Origin of the sequence: Pseudarthrobacter sp. H2, from assembly GCF_050157045.1 — a bacterium.
Taxonomy (GTDB): domain Bacteria; phylum Actinomycetota; class Actinomycetes; order Actinomycetales; family Micrococcaceae; genus Arthrobacter.
Window position 1 is genome coordinate 383,508 of sequence record NZ_CP189594.1, and the last position, 17,089, is coordinate 400,596.

Annotated in this window: 16 protein-coding genes; 10 read left to right on the forward strand and 6 right to left on the reverse strand. The window is 68.9% G+C overall.

Annotation, left to right across the window (positions count from 1 at the left end):
• The first annotated feature begins 77 nt into the window (after positions 1–77).
• The 8 genes from ACQCSZ_RS01825 to ACQCSZ_RS01860 all read left to right on the forward strand — a co-directional run bounded on the left by ACQCSZ_RS01825 (position 78) and on the right by ACQCSZ_RS01860 (position 9,284).
• Positions 78–1,244 carry an RtcB family protein gene (locus ACQCSZ_RS01825; protein ID WP_427006445.1) on the forward strand — a complete coding sequence of 389 codons (1,167 nt, stop codon included), beginning with the start codon at positions 78–80 and terminating at the stop codon, positions 1,242–1,244.
• A 223-nt stretch (positions 1,245–1,467) separates the two neighbouring features.
• The gene (locus ACQCSZ_RS01830) at positions 1,468–2,634 is read left to right on the forward strand and encodes an ABC transporter substrate-binding protein (protein WP_427006446.1); all 1,167 of its coding nucleotides are present in this window, start codon (positions 1,468–1,470) and stop codon (positions 2,632–2,634) included.
• Between the two features lie 44 nt (positions 2,635–2,678).
• A complete protein-coding gene (locus ACQCSZ_RS01835) occupies positions 2,679–3,404 on the forward strand; it encodes an ABC transporter ATP-binding protein (RefSeq protein ID WP_427006447.1) in 726 nt (241 codons plus the stop codon).
• Positions 3,394–4,368, forward strand: coding sequence for an ABC transporter permease (locus tag ACQCSZ_RS01840; protein ID WP_427006448.1), 975 nt, complete (start codon positions 3,394–3,396; stop codon positions 4,366–4,368). Before ACQCSZ_RS01835 ends, ACQCSZ_RS01840 begins: the two co-directional genes overlap by 11 nt.
• Positions 4,369–4,564: 196 nt before the next feature.
• Complete coding sequence (locus ACQCSZ_RS01845) at positions 4,565–4,861, forward strand: putative quinol monooxygenase (protein WP_427006449.1); 297 nt, start codon at positions 4,565–4,567, stop codon at positions 4,859–4,861.
• A gap of 191 nt (positions 4,862–5,052) precedes the next feature.
• Positions 5,053–6,354 (forward strand): uroporphyrinogen-III C-methyltransferase, encoded by a 1,302-nt coding sequence (gene cobA / locus ACQCSZ_RS01850; RefSeq protein WP_427006450.1) that lies wholly within the window; start codon positions 5,053–5,055, stop codon positions 6,352–6,354.
• Positions 6,355–6,516: 162 nt separating this feature from the next.
• Positions 6,517–7,983 (forward strand): FAD-dependent oxidoreductase, encoded by a 1,467-nt coding sequence (locus tag ACQCSZ_RS01855; RefSeq protein WP_427006451.1) that lies wholly within the window; start codon positions 6,517–6,519, stop codon positions 7,981–7,983.
• Positions 7,984–8,294: 311 nt separating this feature from the next.
• On the forward strand, positions 8,295–9,284 hold the full coding sequence (locus tag ACQCSZ_RS01860) for a DNA topoisomerase IB (RefSeq protein WP_427006452.1): 990 nt from the start codon (positions 8,295–8,297) through the stop codon (positions 9,282–9,284).
• Between the two features lie 14 nt (positions 9,285–9,298).
• On the opposite strand, the gene ACQCSZ_RS01865 is transcribed toward ACQCSZ_RS01860, so the two are convergent.
• From ACQCSZ_RS01865 to ACQCSZ_RS01875, 3 genes are all read right to left on the reverse strand, one after another.
• Positions 9,299–9,550, reverse strand: a complete 252-nt coding sequence (locus ACQCSZ_RS01865) for a hypothetical protein (RefSeq protein ID WP_427006453.1) — start codon at positions 9,548–9,550, stop codon at positions 9,299–9,301.
• A 497-nt stretch (positions 9,551–10,047) separates the two neighbouring features.
• Positions 10,048–10,968, reverse strand: coding sequence for a DUF1206 domain-containing protein (locus ACQCSZ_RS01870; RefSeq protein ID WP_427006454.1), 921 nt, complete (start codon positions 10,966–10,968; stop codon positions 10,048–10,050).
• 17 nt (positions 10,969–10,985) lie between these two features.
• Positions 10,986–11,276 carry a hypothetical protein gene (locus ACQCSZ_RS01875; RefSeq protein ID WP_427006455.1) on the reverse strand — a complete coding sequence of 97 codons (291 nt, stop codon included), beginning with the start codon at positions 11,274–11,276 and terminating at the stop codon, positions 10,986–10,988.
• Positions 11,277–11,421: 145 nt separating this feature from the next.
• Between ACQCSZ_RS01875 and ACQCSZ_RS01880 the strand changes: the two genes are divergently transcribed.
• Entirely contained in the window at positions 11,422–11,958 is a 537-nt protein-coding gene (locus tag ACQCSZ_RS01880; RefSeq protein ID WP_427006456.1) for a hypothetical protein, read from the forward strand.
• Between the two features lie 38 nt (positions 11,959–11,996).
• Here the strand turns inward: ACQCSZ_RS01880 and ACQCSZ_RS01885 are convergent, their stop codons facing one another.
• The 3 genes from ACQCSZ_RS01885 to ACQCSZ_RS01895 form a co-directional block, all read right to left on the reverse strand.
• On the reverse strand, positions 11,997–12,677 hold the full coding sequence (locus ACQCSZ_RS01885; RefSeq protein ID WP_427006457.1) for a FadR/GntR family transcriptional regulator: 681 nt from the start codon (positions 12,675–12,677) through the stop codon (positions 11,997–11,999).
• Complete coding sequence (locus tag ACQCSZ_RS01890) at positions 12,674–13,897, reverse strand: MFS transporter (RefSeq protein WP_427006458.1); 1,224 nt, start codon at positions 13,895–13,897, stop codon at positions 12,674–12,676. Before ACQCSZ_RS01890 ends, ACQCSZ_RS01885 begins: the two co-directional genes overlap by 4 nt.
• A 143-nt stretch (positions 13,898–14,040) precedes the next feature.
• On the reverse strand, positions 14,041–15,483 hold the full coding sequence (locus ACQCSZ_RS01895; RefSeq protein WP_427006459.1) for a PucR family transcriptional regulator: 1,443 nt from the start codon (positions 15,481–15,483) through the stop codon (positions 14,041–14,043).
• Positions 15,484–15,626: 143 nt separating this feature from the next.
• Between ACQCSZ_RS01895 and ACQCSZ_RS01900 the strand changes: the two genes are divergently transcribed.
• Entirely contained in the window at positions 15,627–17,057 is a 1,431-nt protein-coding gene (locus ACQCSZ_RS01900) for an aminobutyraldehyde dehydrogenase (protein ID WP_427006460.1), read from the forward strand.
• Positions 17,058–17,089: the final 32 nt, after the last annotated feature.

Sequence of the window (17,089 nt, forward strand, 5' to 3'; positions counted from 1 at the left end):
TTTCCGGCGAGCCCGCCGTTTCTGGCCCTTGCCACCCATTGCCCAGCCCACCATCATCGTCAGTGGGAGGGGAATCCGTGGAAACCATCAACAGCAGGCTCATCAGCTGGGCGTCCATCCTGGACGAGAAGACGCGGGCGCAGGCCGTGGCCGCGTCCCAACTGTCTTTCATCTACCCGCACCTGGCCCTGATGCCGGACGCGCACCTCGGCATCGGCGCCACGGTGGGATCCGTCATCCCGACGCTGGGCGCCATCATCCCCGCGGCGGTGGGCGTGGACATCGGCTGCGGAATGATCGCCGTCCGCACCCAGTACTCCGTGAACGACCTGCCCCGGGACCGCAAACGGCTGCGCGAGGCCATCGAGCGGGCCATCCCTCTCTCTGCCGGCCACAACAACCGTAAGATCACGCCCACCGCCGAACCCCGGCTTGCCGAGCTCAGGAAGCTGGCCTCCGAGGCAGGCTTCGACCCGGCCCAGTACCTGGCGAAGTGGGAGCTGCAGCTGGGTTCCCTGGGCTCGGGCAACCACTTCATCGAGGTGTGTGCGGATGAGGGCAATGCGGTGTGGCTGTTCCTGCATTCCGGCTCCCGCGGCGTGGGCAACAAGATCGCGCAGCGGCACATCACTGAGGCCCGGAGCGCGGTCCTGCGCCGGCGCGTCGTCCTGCCGGACCGCGACCTGGCCTTCCTGGCGGAAGGAACACCTGAATTCGACCGCTACATCCGGGAACTCCGCTGGGCCCAGCACTTCGCACTGCTGAACCGTGAGGAGATGATGGACCGGGTGGTCCGGCAGTTTGAATCCTGGATCGGCGGCTCCGTCGCGGAAACGCAAAGGATCAACTGTCATCACAACTTCATCGCCCGGGAACAGCATTACGGCAAGTCCGTCTGGGTCTCGCGCAAGGGCGCCATCAAAGCCGAGGCCGGCGACCTGGGGCTCATTCCCGGCTCCATGGGCACGGCGTCCTACGTGGTCGTCGGGCTGGGGAACCCGGTGTCCCTGAACTCCTCCCCGCACGGCGCGGGGCGGCAGTACTCCCGGACGGCCGCCCGGAAGACCTTCACGCTCGCCGAGCTGAAGACGGCCATGCAGGGCATTGAATTCCGTGCCAGCGAGGCCTTCATCGACGAGATCCCGGCCGCGTACAAACCCATCGACCGGGTGATGCGGGACGCCGCGGACCTCGTCACGATACAGCACAAGCTGCGGCAGCTCGTCAACGTCAAAGGTGACTGAAAAGCGCAAAAGTCCGGATATCGCGCCCGCATGTGACGTTGCATGAACTCGCGTGACCCCGGGTTTCCGGGCCATTGAACCTCGTTTATGTCACTCCCTATGGTGAATCCATGACAACCACCGAACGCCTCTCCGGCCGCTTCCGCCGGAACTTCCGGGGGCGATGTCGCCGGAGCTGAACAACCGCCCGGCCAACCCGCCTTCCCAGAACAGGACTTCGCACATGTCATCCACCCCCGAGAACCCCCGACCCAAAGAGCCCGCCCCGGGCACCACCCGGATCGTCGCCGGTGAGTCCGGCAAGCCGAAGCGCAAGCGCACCCTTGAGTTTTCCCTGGCCGCAGGGCTCGTCCTGCTGATCGGCGCCGGCGCCGCCGTGGCGTCCAGCGTGTCCCGCAACAATGAGGCCGCGGCGGCTCCTGCCGCTGCAGACGCCAACCCGGCCGCCGAACTCAGGCTCGGCTACTTCGGCAACATCACGCACGCCCCGGCCCTCGTCGGCGTCAGCAAGGGCCTCATCGCCAAGGACCTCGGCGGGACCAAACTCAGCACCCAGGTCTTCAACGCCGGCCCCGCCGCGATCGAGGCCCTCAACGCCGGCGCCATCGACGCCACCTACATCGGCCCCAACCCGGCCATCAACTCCTACGTCAAGAGCGCGGGCGAATCGGTCAGCATCATCGCCGGCGCCGCGTCCGGCGGGGCGCAGCTGGTGGTCAAGCCCGGAATCAACTCCGCGGCGGACCTGAAGGGCAAGACGCTGGCGTCGCCGCAGCTCGGCGGCACCCAGGACGTCGCCCTCCGCGCCTGGCTCGGCAAGCAGGGCTACAAGACCTCCACGGACGGCAGCGGCGACGTCGCCATCAACCCCTCCGAGAACGCCCAGACCCTGAAGCTGTTCCAGGACGGAAAGCTCGACGGCGCGTGGCTGCCGGAGCCCTGGGCCTCCCGCCTGGTGCTCCAGGCCGGCGCCAAGGTCCTCGTGGACGAGAAGGACCTGTGGGACAAAGGCGAGTTCATCACCACCGTCCTGATCGTCAACAAGAAGTTCGCGGCCGAGCATCCGGCCACGGTGAAGGCGCTGCTGAAGGGCCACGTCGAATCCGTGGACTGGCTCAACGCCGCCCCCGCCGCCGAGAAGGCCAGCGTCCTGAACGCCGCACTCAAGGAATCGGCCGGGGCCACCCTGCCGGCCGACGTCATCGACCGGTCGCTGAAGAACATTGTCTTCACCGTTGACCCTCTGGCCGGAACGTACAAGAAGCTGCTCCAGGACGGCGTCGACGCCGGCACCACCAAGCAGGCCGACATCACCGGCATCTTCGACCTCACGGCGCTCAATGCCGTCACCGGCAAGAAGACCTCCGCGCAGGGGCTCGGCAAGGACTAGCCAGTCCCCATCACCGGCCCCGCGACAAAAGTTAGGACGTGACCATGCCAGTCGTACTGGAACACCTGGGCAAGCGCTTCGGCGACGGCGCCCCGGTGCTGGACGACGTCAACGCCACCATCGGGCAGGGCGAATTCGTCGCACTGCTCGGTGCGTCCGGCTGCGGCAAGTCCACCCTGCTGAACATCATGGCGGGACTGGAGGCCCCGACGTCGGGCGCCCTGGAAGTGCCCAGCGACGGCGCCGCCTTCATGTTCCAGGATGCGGCCCTCTTCCCCTGGCTGACCGCGCGGGAGAACATCGAGCTGGCCCTGAAGCTGCGCGGCGTCCCGAAGGCCGCGCGCCGGCTCAAGGCGGACGAGCTGCTGGAGCTGGTGCACCTGGGCGGGGCGGGGGACAAGCGCCCGCACGAGCTCTCCGGCGGGATGCGCCAGCGCGTGGCCCTGGCCCGCTCGCTGGCGCAGGACCGGCAGCTGCTGCTCATGGATGAGCCGTTCGCCGCGCTCGATGCGATCACCCGCGACCTGCTGCACGACGAGCTGGAGCGGATCTGGAAGGAAACCGGGCGCACCATCGTCTTTGTCACCCACAACGTCCGCGAAGCCGTCCGGCTGGGCCAGCGCGTGCTGCTGCTCTCCTCCCGGCCCGGCCGCGTGGTGCAGGAGTGGAACGTCAGCGAGGAGCACCGCACCGATGCCGGGCTCGCCGGCCAGCTGACCGGCATCATCACCGCCCGGCTACGCGAGGAGATCCGCCGCCATGCCCAGTAAGCAAACTCCGGTGGTCGAGCCTGTCGAGACCACGATTTCGACAGGCTCAATCACCGCTCAGCCGGAATCACACAAAGTCCACGCGGCCCTGACCCGGTCCTCCACCGGGACCGAGGACCTGCGCCAGCTGGAGGCCGGACTGGATTCGCTCCAGTCCGACGCCGTCCGCAAGTCCCGGATCGACTGGAGCCGGATCCTGCTGCCGGTCGCCGCGCTGGCCGTCCTGCTGATCGTCTGGCAGGTGTATGTGTCCCTCGGGATCAAACGGCGCGACCTCGTGCCCGGCCCGCTGGATGTCCTCGGCCAGCTCGGAACGCTCTGGGGCGAAGGGAAAACCCAGGAAGCCGTCTGGACCTCGCTGCAGCGCGGCGTCGTCGGCTTCCTGATCAGCGTGGCCATCGCGACACCCGTCGGGCTGCTGCTGGCCCAGGTCGCGCCGCTGCGGCGGGCCTTCGGGCCGCTGATCTCCGGGTTGCAGGTGCTGCCGTCCGTGGCCTGGGTGCCGGCGGCCATCATCTGGTTCGGCCTGACCGACGGCACCGTGTACTTCGTGGTGTTCATGGGCGCGATCCCCTCCATCATCAACGGCCTGATTTCCGGCGTGGACCAGATCCCGCCGCAGTACCGCAGCGTGGGCAAGGTCCTCGGCGCGTCGCGGCTGCAGCTGGCGTTGCAGATCATCCTTCCCGCCGCCCTCCCCGGCTACCTGGGCGGGCTCAAGCAGGGCTGGGCCTTCTCCTGGCGCTCGCTCATGGCCGCGGAAATCATCGCGGTCGGCGGGTCCATCGGCTTCGGCCTCGGCTCGCTCCTGGACCAGGGCCGGGTGCTCTCCGACATGACCACCGTGATGGCAGCCATCCTGCTGATCCTCGCGGTCGGCATCCTGATCGAGCTGCTGGTCTTCGCCCCGATCGAAAAGCGCCTGCTCCGGCGCCGCGGCCTCCTGGCCGGCAGCACCCGGTAGGCACGCACCTCCAGCCTCCCCCGGTACCCCTTCTACCCCAACGCGGGGTCACTTACGGCCCATGATCCTCAGGACTATGGGCCGTAAGTGACCCCGCGTTGCTTTTAACGGTCCTTGTCCGGCCACTGCCACCGGCCTACACTCACGCCTGTAGGCCGGTGTGCGGCCGATCCAGCCCAATTCTGAGGAGACAGCCGTGGCACCAAAATACGGAGTGCTGGCACTGGTCGAGGCCAAGCCGGGAAAGGAGCAGGACGTCTGGGACTTCCTGAATGGCGGCCGTGAAATCGTGCTCAACGAGCCCGGCACACGCACCTGGTATGCCTTCCGGGTCAACGAGAACACGTTCGGGATCTTCGACACCTTCGATACCGAGGAGGACAGGCAGGCCCACCTCAACGGCGCCATCCCGGCAGCCCTCGGTGAGCACGGTCCGGCCATGCTCGCCAGCGACCCCGACATCAAGCTGATTGAACTCATTGCCGTGAAATAGGCGCCGTGCTCCTGCCAAAGGCCGCGGTCCTTCTCCGTGCCCCCGGACGGCGCCATGACGCGCGGGCGAGACCGCCGGGCCGCCGTCGGGGGCCACCAGGGGAGGCCAGCTATGTGACGCGGCGTTACCTTGGATGAACTGGTGTTTCCGCACCGTTGTTCCGCCCTGTGACGCGGCCCTATCGTCGATGCATGGCAATTCAGGACATTTACCCCACGGCGCTTCGCCTCCTCGGCCGCCCCGTGCTGGTGGTCGGCGGCGGCCCGGTCGCCGCACGTCGCGCCAGGGGACTGCTCGACGCCGGCGCCCGCGTCACCGTCGTCGCGCCCCAGGCCTCACCGGCGCTGGCGGACCTGGCCGGCGCCGGGCTCCTCAGCTGGGAGCCGCGCGGCTACCGCAGCTCCGACGTCGACGGCGTCTGGTTCGTCCAGACCGCCACCGGCGATCCCGCGGTGGACGCCCGGGTCTCGGCCAACGCCGAGGCGCAGCGGATCTGGTGCGTCAACGCCTCCGACCACGAAGCCTCCGCCGCCTGGACCCCCGCCGTTGCCGTGGTGGACGACGTCAAGATCGCCGTGAACGCCGGGGGAGACCCGCGCCGCGCGATGGCCCTGCGCGACGCCGTCGCCACCGCACTGGAAACCGGAGACCTGCCGCTCCGCCGCCACCGGCCCGCGACGGGCTCGGATTTCGACAAGCTCAATCACCAGGGAAGTGTCGCCCTCGTCGGCGGCGGACCCGGCGACACCGGCCTCATCACCGTCCGCGGCCGGCGGCTCCTGGGCCAGGCCGACGTCGTGGTGGCAGACCGCCTCGGCCCGCGCGGACTCCTCAACGAACTCGCACCCGACGTCCGCGTGATCGAGGTCGGCAAGACCCCCGGCCACCACCCCGTGCCGCAGTCCGAGATCAACACCATCCTCGTCGCGGAAGCCCTGCAGGGCCACCGCGTGGTCCGGCTCAAGGGCGGGGACCCGTACGTCCTGGGCCGCGGCGGCGAGGAAGCCGAGTTCTGCCGGCAGAACGGCGTCGAGGTCGAAGTGGTCCCCGGCGTCACGTCGGCGATCTCGGTCCCCGCAGCCGCCGGCATCCCGGTCACGCACCGCGGGCTGGCCAAGGGGTTCAGCGTGGTCACCGGCCACGAGGAACTGTCCGAAGTTCCGGCACGGGCGGACCATACCGTGATCCTGCTCATGGGCGTGGGCCAGTTGCGCGAGTCGGCCGCCGCCCTGGGCCGCTCCGGTTTGCCACAGGACACTCCGGTTGGCATCGTAGAGAACGGGTATTTGCCGAACCAGCGGGTGACCATCGGAACGCTCGGGACCATTGCTGACCAGGCCGAGGCCGCCGGCGTCGCGAATCCCGCCGTGATCGTGATCGGCGACGTGGTGCGCGTCAGCCCGTTCGCGCCGCCGCACTTCAAAACCGCCGACTACAGCACCACCTCGCCCAACGCGCCCCGCACTGCCCGCAACCGCGTCCTGACCCCGTAGCCCTCACCCCCGCCCCACCCCGCCCCACCGCAGCCCCCCGCCCCAGCCCGCCCGACCCCCGTAGCCCCCACCCAACTAGCTCGCATTAGATGTCGTTATGAGCCCTCAAAACGACAACTGCTGCGAGTCAGTTGGGCCGGAACGAACAAAAGGAACACAGCCGTGTCAACAAACACCCCCGTAGGAACCGCTGCCCGCCCGCTGCGCGTCGCCGTCGTCGGCTCCGGCCCGGCCGGCGTCTACGCCGCGGACATCCTCACCAAGAGCGAGGCCGTCAAGAGCGGCGAGCTCACCGTGAGCATCGACCTCTTCGACCGCTACCCGGCGCCCTACGGCCTGATCCGCTACGGCGTCGCCCCCGACCACCCGCGCATCAAGGGCATCGTCAACGCCCTGCACAAGGTCCTGGACCGCGGCGACATCCGCTTCTTCGGCAACGTCGACTACGGCACGGACCTCTCCATTGAGGACCTGCGCACCCACTACGACGCCGTCATCTTCGCCACCGGCGCCATCAAGGACGCGGACCTGAACATCCCGGGCATCGAACTCGAGGGCTCCTACGGCGGCGCCGACTTCGTCTCCTGGTACGACGGCCACCCCGATGTGTCCCGCGAATGGCCGCTGGACGCCAGGGAAGTCGCCGTGATCGGCAACGGCAACGTCGCTTTGGACGTGGCCCGGATGCTCTCCAAGCACGCCGACGACCTCCTGGTCTCCGAAATCCCGGACAACGTCTACGCCGGCCTCAAGGATTCGCCGGTGACGGACGTGCACGTGTTTGGCCGCCGCGGCCCGGCCCAGGTGAAGTTCACCCCGCTGGAGCTGCGCGAACTCTCCCACTCCAAGGACGTGGACATCATCCTCTACGCCGAGGACTTCGAGTTCGACGCCGAATCCGACCGCCAGATCCAGAGCAACAACCAGACCAAGACCATGGTGGGCACCCTCACCAACTGGATCGCCGAGCAGCCCGAGGACCTCACCGAGCTCAAGGCCTCCCGGCGCCTGCACCTGCACTTCCTGCACAGCCCGGTCGAGGTGTACGACGACGCCGAGACGGCCGGCCGCGTCGCCGGCATCCGGTTCGAGCGCACCGAGCTGGACGGCACGGGCAACGCCCGCGGCACCGGCGAGCTGGTCGACTACCCCGTCCAAGCCGTGTACCGCGCGATCGGATACTTCGGTTCCTCGCTGCCCGAGGTCGAGTTCGACCACAGCAAGGGTGTTGTCCCCAACGACGGCGGCCGCGTCCTGGACGCCTCCGGCGCCCACGTGCCGGGCATCTACGCCACCGGCTGGATCAAGCGCGGACCCGTCGGCCTGATCGGCCACACCAAGGGCGACGCCCTCGAAACCGTGACGTACCTGCTCGAGGACCGCGCCAACCTGCCGCTGGCCGCGGCACCCGAGGCCAGCGCCGTCGTCGAACTCCTGGAGTCCCGCGGCGTGCGGTACACGAGCTGGGAGGGCTGGCTGGCGCTGGACGCGCACGAGCGGGCCCTGGGCGGGAAGGCGACGGCCGGCGGCGGCTCGCACGGCGTCGAGGTCGCCCGCGAGCGCATCAAGGTGGTCCCGCGCGAGGACATGGTGGCCATCTCCCGCGACGGCGTGGCCGCGCAGCTCTGACCGGAGACCCACCAGCCCTCAGCCGGGTCACACCAGAACTCCACCACAACGCGGGGTCACTCCGCGCCCATCCCACAGGGACTTATGGGCGCCAAGTGACCCCGCGTTGCTTTAAGGCGGGCGAAAACCGGGCCGGTAGTCAGTAGGCTTACCGTCGTGGAACTACGACACCCGCACGCGGCCCGCTGCTGGGCCCGGGATTCGCCGAAATCGTGCCAGATCGCCGAAAGGCTTCGGCGTTCCCGTAGCCTTCCGGCGACCTCGCGATTTCCGTCCCGGCGCTCCCGGCGACACCCGCACGCGGCCAGCCGATGAGGCTCCGCCGCAGCAACGCGTCCGGCCGCGGCTACCGCCGGGTTCCCTCCGGGACGGGCTTCAGCTACAAGGACCTGGACGGCTCCACCCTGCCGCCAGGGCCTGTGCGGGACCGGCTGGAAGGCACCGGCATCCCGCCGGCCTGGACGGACGTCTGGATCGCCCCCTACGACAACGGGCACATCCAGGCCACCGGGCTCGACGCCGTCGGCCGGCGCCAGTACATCTACCACCCGAGCTGGCGGGAGCGGAAGGACCGGCTGAAGTTCGGCCGTGCCCTCCAGCTCGCGGAAACCCTGCCTTCCGCGCGCCGGCTCGTCACGATGGACCTGCGCTCGGAGGGGCTGACCCGGGAGCGGGTGCTGGCGGCCGCGTTCAGGATGCTGGGCAGCGGCTCCCTGCGCGTCGGCTCCGAACGGTACACCAACGAGAACGGCAGCCACGGCCTGGCCACCCTGCTCTGTGCCCACGTGGCGGTGCGCAAGGACGAACTCCGGCTCAGCTTCCCGGCCAAGAGCGGCAAGACCTGGGAGTCGCGGATCAACGACGCCGACCTGGCCGCCGTCGTCCGGCTGCTCAAGCGCCGCGGCGGCAACGCCCGGCTGCTGGCGTACCGGAACGGCCGGACCTGGCACCCCGTCTCCAGCGCGGACATCAACGCCTACGTCAAGGAGCGGACCGGGGAGGACTTCACGGCCAAGGACTTCCGCACCCTGCGCGGCACCGTGACGGCGGCCGCCAGCCTGGCGCGGAGCGGGCCGCAGCCCAGGGTCTCGGCCCGCAAGCGCGCCATCAGCCGGGCGATGCAGGACGCTGCCGCCGTGCTGGGCAACACGCCGTCGATCGCCCGGAAAAGCTACGTGGATCCCCGCCTGCTGGACCACTTCGCCGCGGCCGAGACCATCGATCCGAAGCGGCTGGACTCGGCCGAATCCGAGGTCCGGGCCCTGTTGTACAGCGAAGGTGACGTCGTCCGGCTGCGGTGAGCCTGGCAGGAAGCCTAGGCGAAGGGCTTCCAATCCACGCTCGAGTCGGCCAAATTTATGCTGCACAGCTTCCGGCCGGTTTGGGAATCGTCGTCTCCCAGTTTGGAGACGAATTCGATGCCGAGTTCGTAGCCTGTCATGCCTCCCGGGAGCACGACCTCTTTGACGTCTCCGAGGAATGCGACTCTTACGAGGGTGACTTTTCGTGCGTGCAGCTCACCGGGTGCTGGAGTTGCACCCGAGGCCTGCGCCTGGAGCTGGTTCAAACACCCGTTTTTTACGCGCTGCTGCACGCCCGCATCGACAGGTGCCGCCGACGGCGCAGGAGTTTCCGCGGAAGGTCCCGGCGGCGGTTGGGCGCAGGAGGCCAAGGCACTGCACATCAGCAGCATCGCACAGATTGCGGCCGTACCGGTTCGATTCATAGCGCCCCCGCTGACTGTGATCCGATTCCTGGGATCGTCCTCGGCCAAGGCTAAGCGCGGGCGAGCGAATTGGCTAGGGCGCGCGTTGACTCATAGAAAACCTCCGCGTGGCCGGATACGTTGCCTCAGATGAAAACCTCCGCGTAGCGGCGTGTTTCCGTCGCCGGCAGCGGATGCAGGTTATGCCCGTTTTCACGGAGCTAACGATGGCCCAGCGCCAGGCTGTGACGAAGAAAAAAAGCCCTCGCCTATAGAAGCGCCGATCGTGCAGGGAAATCCCGGATCCTGGACGAGATGGTCGAACTGACCGGTTGGCACCGCGACTACGCCCGGAAAAGCTACGTGGATCCCCGCCTGCTGGACCACTTAGCGGCGGGCCGGCCGCCAGCCCGGTCGCCCGGCGGGTGCCCTGCCCCCTGCATCCGCCCGAAGCGGGCCCGGACCAGCGCGAACGCGCCGTAGGCGATGAACCCGGCCCCGATGGCGAGCAGCAGGTAAGGGCCGAACGGATGGTCCCGCAGGGCCTTCAGGCTCCCGTCCAGTCCCGTGGAGGAGCCGGGATCGATGGTCGCCGCGGCGATGACGAACAGCAGCCCGGTGAGGACCAGGGCGACGCCCTTGGCGACGTGCCCGGCCACCCCCAGGGCACTGACCAGGTGTCCGCGGCGCGTCCCCTCGAAGTGGTGCAGCTCCTCCTTGAACTTCTTTCCGGCGCCCTTGACGATGAAGTACGCGCCGATCCCCATGATCACGAGTCCCAGCCCGATCAGCGCGGGCACCCCGAGCGGGCCCTGCACGAGGACGGTGCTGAAATCGCGGGTGGAGTCGCCGGAATTGCCGCGCTGCCCGACGGCGAAGGCCGCGAAGCTCAGCCCGACGCTGCCGTAGGCGATGGCGAGGAAACCGGAGGACACAAGCTTGCCCAGCCGCTCGCCGCGCGGCAGGTGGCGGGCCCGCAGGGTTGCTTCGCTCAGCTGCCACAGGGAGAGCCCGGCGCAGCCGGTGAACCCGGCCCACATCACCGCCGGGCCCCAGGGATTTGCGGCGAGCTGCTCGATCGCGCCGGTCGGTTCGGCCTGGCCTGGGGCGCCGAGGACCAGGGCCACGGCGATGGCGCCGATGATGATGTGCAGCAGCGCCATCACGGCAAATCCCGAGCGGGCGACGACGTCGAGCGCCGTGCTGTTCGACGCCGCCTCAGCGGCGTCCGCAGCCCCGCCGATAGCCGTCCCGTTCTCTGGCATGTCGTCCGCCGCCATCAGCCGTTCCTGCCGTGTCAGCCGTTCATCGGGCCTTCGGGGTGGACACCCGCCGCGCCGGCCCCCAGGATGGTCACGGTGCAGCGGACGACAAGGCCGCCCGGGGCGTTGCCGACGTCGACCAGGGTTTCGCCCTGCTCGATGACCGCAAAGTGTTCCGTCCCGGCCTCGACCTCGAAGCCGCGGGAGGCCGCGTCCTGCCTCGCGTTGTCCAGCGCCGCGTCCTGCAGGGTTTCGAGGTACCCGGCGACGTCGGCCTTGGACATGTCGCCGAAGGCCCAGCCGAAGAGGTGTCCAGTTTCGTTCATGGCGACGATCTTACGCGCACCCTGCACGCCCCTCCGGGGCGGCCCCTGCCTGGTGCGGAGGGGTAGCACGTTGTTGCTAAGTGTGCTTACTATAGCCGAGTCATGCTCTAACCGCAGCCGGACTACACACGATAGGAAGCTCGCCATGGCAGGTAATCTTGTTGCCCGATCCATTCACGACCTCACCGCAGGCGCGTGGTTTGGCGGTTCACTGATGGGTGCCATCGGACTGAACGGCGCCGCCGCGGAAGCGATGGACCCGGCCGAGCGCACCAGGCTCTCCAGCCTGGGCTGGAAGAAATGGGCCCCGTTCCAGACGGCGGCTTTCGGGGCGCACATCCTCGCCGGACTGGCCATCATCTGGGAGAACAAGGAGCGGATGGCCAAGCAGGAGGGCGTCACGCGGCTGAGCATCTACAAGACGGTTGTCACGCTTGTCGGTGCCGCGGTCACGCTGTACGCCGGCTTCCAAGGGGCGAAGGTGGAAAAACTCGCGGGCGAAGGAGCGGAAGGCGCCACCGAGCCCCGGCCCGGAGCCTCCGACGAGCTCCGTTCCGCCCAGCAGCAGCTGAAGATCCTGCAGTGGGCGATCCCGTTCTTTGCCGGCTGGGTGATCATCCTCGGCGCCAAGCACGGCGAGATGCAGCGTCCCAAGAATGTCTTCAAGGGCCTGTCGCACTAGCTGCTCGGGCTGATCCAGCCGTTGCGGCTGGCTGGCGGCTACTCCTGCAGCCATTCGGCGCAGGAGTTCAGGTTCCGGTTGACGCTGTCGACGGCGGCCTGTTCGTCGTGTGCCTCGATCGCATCCGCCAGCCCGCCGTGGCCTTCATGGGGGAGGCCGTTGTAGCCGCCGCGGCGCTGCTGGCGGAGCAGGTCATCGTGGAAGACGACGCCGAAGCTGACGTACAGTTCGTGCAGCAGCGGGTTTCCCGACGCCCGTGCCACCAGCACGTGGAAGTCCCAGTCGGCGCGGGCCCACGCGGTGAAATCCCCGGCCAGCCAGGCGGCGCGGCGTGCGGCGAGCAGCTCCCGCATGGCGGCCACGTCCTCGGCCGTGGCATGCCGGGCGGCGAGCCGGGCGGCCTGGGTGTCCAGCCCCACCCGGACTTCGAGAATGTGTTCCTGGGTGTGATCCAGGTACATGCGCTGGGCCGCGCCGGCGATCTCGCTCGTGTTCCGGACATAGGTCCCGTCCCCGCGGCGGACCTCCAGCATCCCGCTGTGCGCCAGCGCCTTGATGGCCTCGCGCAGGGTTCCCCGCGAGACGCCGAGGGCCGCCATCAGCTCCGGTTCGGCCGGGATGCGCTGCTGCAGCGGCCATTCCCCGGAGTGGATCAGTTCCCGGAGCTTGCCGGTGATTTCCTCGACCAGGGGCGGCCGGTGTGAAGTGCTGAGCGTCATCGCTTCGCCCGGGCCGTGAGCAGGTGGGCCACGAAGACCTGGCCCACGGCCACAGCCAGCAGCAGGACCAGGGGCACGGTCCAGCTGCCGGTGGCGCTGTGCAGCAGGCCCATGCCGAAGGGACCCAGGGTCGCGAGCAGGTAACCCACCGACTGGGCGAGGGTGGACAGCGCGGTGGTCTCGGTGGTGTTCCGGCCGCTGCGGCTGATCATCACCATGATGAGCGGGAAGATGCCGAGCCCGAGGCCCAGGAGAACCGCGGTCAGGGGAGCCATGGCGGCCGGCAGCAGGAGCATGCCGGCGACGCCCAGCACGGTGGCCACGCTGGCAAAGTAGAACGCGGGGCGCAACATCCGGGGGCGCGCACCGATCGCGATCAGCACCATTCCGGCCGGGACCGAGACGAGCTGCATGAGGCCGAACATGAGGCCGCCCTCGGCGGCGCTGACCCCCTCCGTGGCCAGCATGTACGGAAACCAGCTCAGCACGGAATAGGCCAGGAGGGCCTGGACTGTGAAGCCGAGCGTGATCAGGAGCCCGGTGCGGGTCCGCAGCAACGGCCACGGTGACACCTGCGTGGCCTTGACCGCCGGGGCATTGCGGTGCGCATGCAGCGCAATCGGCAGGAAGCCCAGGCAAGCGGCGACGGCGAGGATGCCGATCGACCCCAGCCCGGCGGAAGGCGATCCGAGCTGCAGGGCCATCGGCACGATCAGGACGGAGGTGACGGTGGCCCCGGTGGTCATGGTCATCGTATAGAGGCCGGTCATCAGGGAGGTCCGGTCCGCGAAGTACTCGCGGATGAAGGAGGGCATGGCGACATTGCACACGGCCAGCCCGGACATGCCCACCACGGTCCCCGCCACCAGCATGCCCGTCGAGGGCACGCCGCGGAGCAGGAGGCCGCCGGCGAGCATGACGAGCGAGAGCAGGATCGCCTTTTCGACGCCGAGCAGCCGGGTGAGCCAGGACGTGGCGGCCCCGGCCACCGCGAAACACAGCGTGGGAACCGAAGGAACGATGGCGGCGACAAACGCCCCGTACCCCAGGACCGCCTGGAGATCGTGGAAGAGCGCGGCGGCCCCGCTGATGCCGGCACGCAGGTTGAGGCCGATCAGCACGATGGCAATCGTCCCGAACACGGCGACGGTGCGCGTCCGCAGCGGGGCGGAGTGGGCGGTGGGATCGGAACCGGCGGAGGCCGCCGTCGTACTTGTCATGTCTAAAGGTTAGACGTTTGATGTTTGGAGGCGCGAGTTTTGTGTCGAAGTTCTCGCCCGAAGGCAACGCGGGGTCAGATCGCGCCCATCAGGGGTCCCCGGATGGGCGCGATGTGACCCCGCGTTGCCTCGGTCCGGGGGACTCAGCCCGGGTGGCGGGTCCCGAGCCGCTGAACGGCCAGCGCCAGCCAGAGCTGCACCCGGTCCGGGGTCTGGGCGGGGTCGTAGCCGGTGAGCTCGGTGATCTGCGCGAGCCGGTAGCGGACCGTGTTGCGGTGCAGGGTGAGGTCCCCGGCGACGGCGGCCACCGAGCCGTTGTTGTTGAGGTAGCTCTCCAGCGTGGCCATGAGCTCGGCCCCGTGCGTGGCGTCGAACCTGCGCAGCGGGCTGAGCGACTCGTTGGCCATGTCCGCCAGCGGCACATCCTCGCTGGCCAGCAGCAGCGAGGTCAGGCTGAGCCGTTCGGGTTCATTGACGGGCAGCCCGTGGCGTGCCGCGTCGCGGGCCTCGAAGTAGCTCCAGCGCAGCCCGTTGGGCTTCGTGTAGGCCCCGCCGATGCCGATGGTGGCGTGGATTCCGGCCTCGGCCAGATGGTCGCTGAGGCTCCTGGCGAGGGTGCCCGCGGCGCTGCCGTCGTCGTGGACCACCACGATCAGGTCGTTGCCGACGACGGCGCTCACCGCCTTCGCCAGCGGCTGCGGCACCGAGGAGGTTTCCAGCTGCTTGTGGTGGGCGGCGGACTCGGCCAGCAGCACGACGTTCTTGCGGGTGCTGTTGATGCCGATCCCCGCGAGCCGCCGGGTGGCCTCGCTGGGATCGAGGGTCCCGTGGATCACGTCCTCGAGGACCTGCCCGGCGAGGGCCCGCCGGGACTGGCGCTGCTTGACCATGTTGTTCAGCTCGACGCTGATCAGGTTCTGCGCGTAGCCCACGATGCCGGAGTCCTCGAACGGCTGCTTCACCCACAGCGTGCACGCGTCGCGGCGTCCGGTGGGGATGGGGTAGGAGGCCCAGGCGTCGGCGGTGGGCGCCGGGTGGCCGGCCACGCTGTTGTACAGCTGGGCGGTGAACTGGGTCAGCACGATCTCGGTGCGGAGCATGGAGCCCAGGTGCTTCAGGAGCTCGGTGAGGCCGCCGCCGGTCAGCAGGGCGCGGGCCAGGATCTGGTGCCCGGCGATGAGGCGCTCGAGCTTGGCGAAGTGGTCCCCGGCCTGGGCGTCCGCCACGAGCTTGCCGATGGCGATGAAGGGCGTCTCGTACGGCACCTCGACGACGGGCAGGCCCCAGCGGTTGGCCTCGGCGATCAGGGCCGGCGGAACGGCGTCGTGCGTCAGGCCGATCCCGAACCCGATCCCCACCGCGCCGGCCCGCTGGACCTGGCGGACGAAGCGGCGCTGGTCCGCGGCGCTCCGCAGCCGCATGCCGGTGGTGAGGATGAGCTCGCCGCCGTTGAGGAAGCGCTGCGGGTCCTCCTGTTCGGTGACGGCGACCCAGAGGATGTCCTGGTGCCAGGTGGTCTCGGCGAGGCCGGCCTTGGCGAGCTTGAGCGAGGGGACCCCGAGCAGGGCGGCTAATGAAATGGCCATGGATTCAGGATAGCCGCGCGCTGGTCAAGCGCACTAAAGTATCCCGGAGCCGGTGTGCAGGTGCCTATTCCCTGCCGCGGGTGCCTGGCATAGGCTCGAAGCAGTCCAGTCGGGCCCCTTCAGCGCGAAAGAGGTTGTACACCGTGGTTCAAACCTTGCAGAACTTCATCAACGGCGAGTTCGTCACTCCCGCCGGGACGGGGATGCTGGACATCGTCAATCCCGTGACCGGCGACGTCGTGGCGAAGTCGCCGATCTCGGTGCAGGCCGACGTCGACGCCGCCATGGACGCGGCCCGGGACGCCTTCAAAAGCTGGAAGAAGGCCACCCCGGGGCAGCGCCAGCTCATGCTGCTCAAACTCGCCGACGCCGTCGAGGCGAACAGCGACGAACTCGTCGAGGCCCAGCACCGCAACACCGGCCAGGTCCGGTCCCTGATCGCCTCCGAGGAAGTCGCCGCGGGCGCGGACCAGCTGCGCTTCTTCGCCGGCGCCGCCCGGATCATGGAAGGCAAGTCCGCCGGAGAGTACTTCGAGGGCCACACCTCCTACGTCCGGCGCGAGCCGATCGGCGTCGTCGCGCAGGTGGCGCCGTGGAACTACCCCTTCCTGATGGCCATCTGGAAGATCGGCCCCGCGCTCGCCGCCGGCAACACCGTGGTCCTCAAGCCCTCGGACACCACCCCGGAATCCACCTTGGTCCTGGCCCGCCTCGCCGGCGAGATCCTGCCGCCCGGCGTGCTGAACGTCGTCCTGGGCACCGGCGAGACCGGCGCGCTCATGGTCGAGCACAAGGTCCCCGGGCTCGTCTCCATCACCGGCTCCGTCCGGGCCGGCATCGCCGTGGCCTCGGGAGCGGCGAAGGGCCTCAAGCGCGCCCACCTCGAGCTCGGCGGCAAGGCCCCGGCGATCGTGTTCGCCGACGCCGACCTCAAGAAGAGCGCCGCGGCCATCGCCGAGTTCGCCTTCTTCAACGCCGGCCAGGACTGCACCGCCATCACCCGGGTGCTGGTCCAGGATTCGGTGCATGACGACGTCGTGGCGGCCATGGTGGAACACACCAAGACGCTGCACACCGGCTCACAGAACGACGCCGAGAACTACTACGGCCCGCTGAACAACGTCAACCACTTCAACGCTGTCACCTCGGTGGTGGAGCACCTGCCGGCGAACTGCAGGATCGAGACCGGCGGCCACCGCGCGGGGGACAAGGGCTTCTTCTTCGAGCCCACGATCGTCACCGGCGCGAAGCAGACCGACGACATCGTCCAGAAGGAAACGTTCGGCCCGGTCATCACCGTGCAGAAGTTCAGCACCGAGGACGAGGCCGTGGAAATGGCCAACGACGTCGACTACGCCCTCGCCTCGAGCGTCTGGACCACCGACCACGGCACGGCCATGCGCGTGAGCCGCGACCTGGACTTCGGGGCCGTCTGGATCAACACCCACATCCTGCTCACCGCCGAAATGCCGCACGGAGGCTTCAAGCAGTCCGGCTACGGCAAGGACCTGTCCATGTACGGCGTCGAGGACTACACCCGCATCAAGCACGTCATGTCCGCGCTCGATGCGTGACTCAGTCGCATAGCTCAGCTGCATAGCTCAGT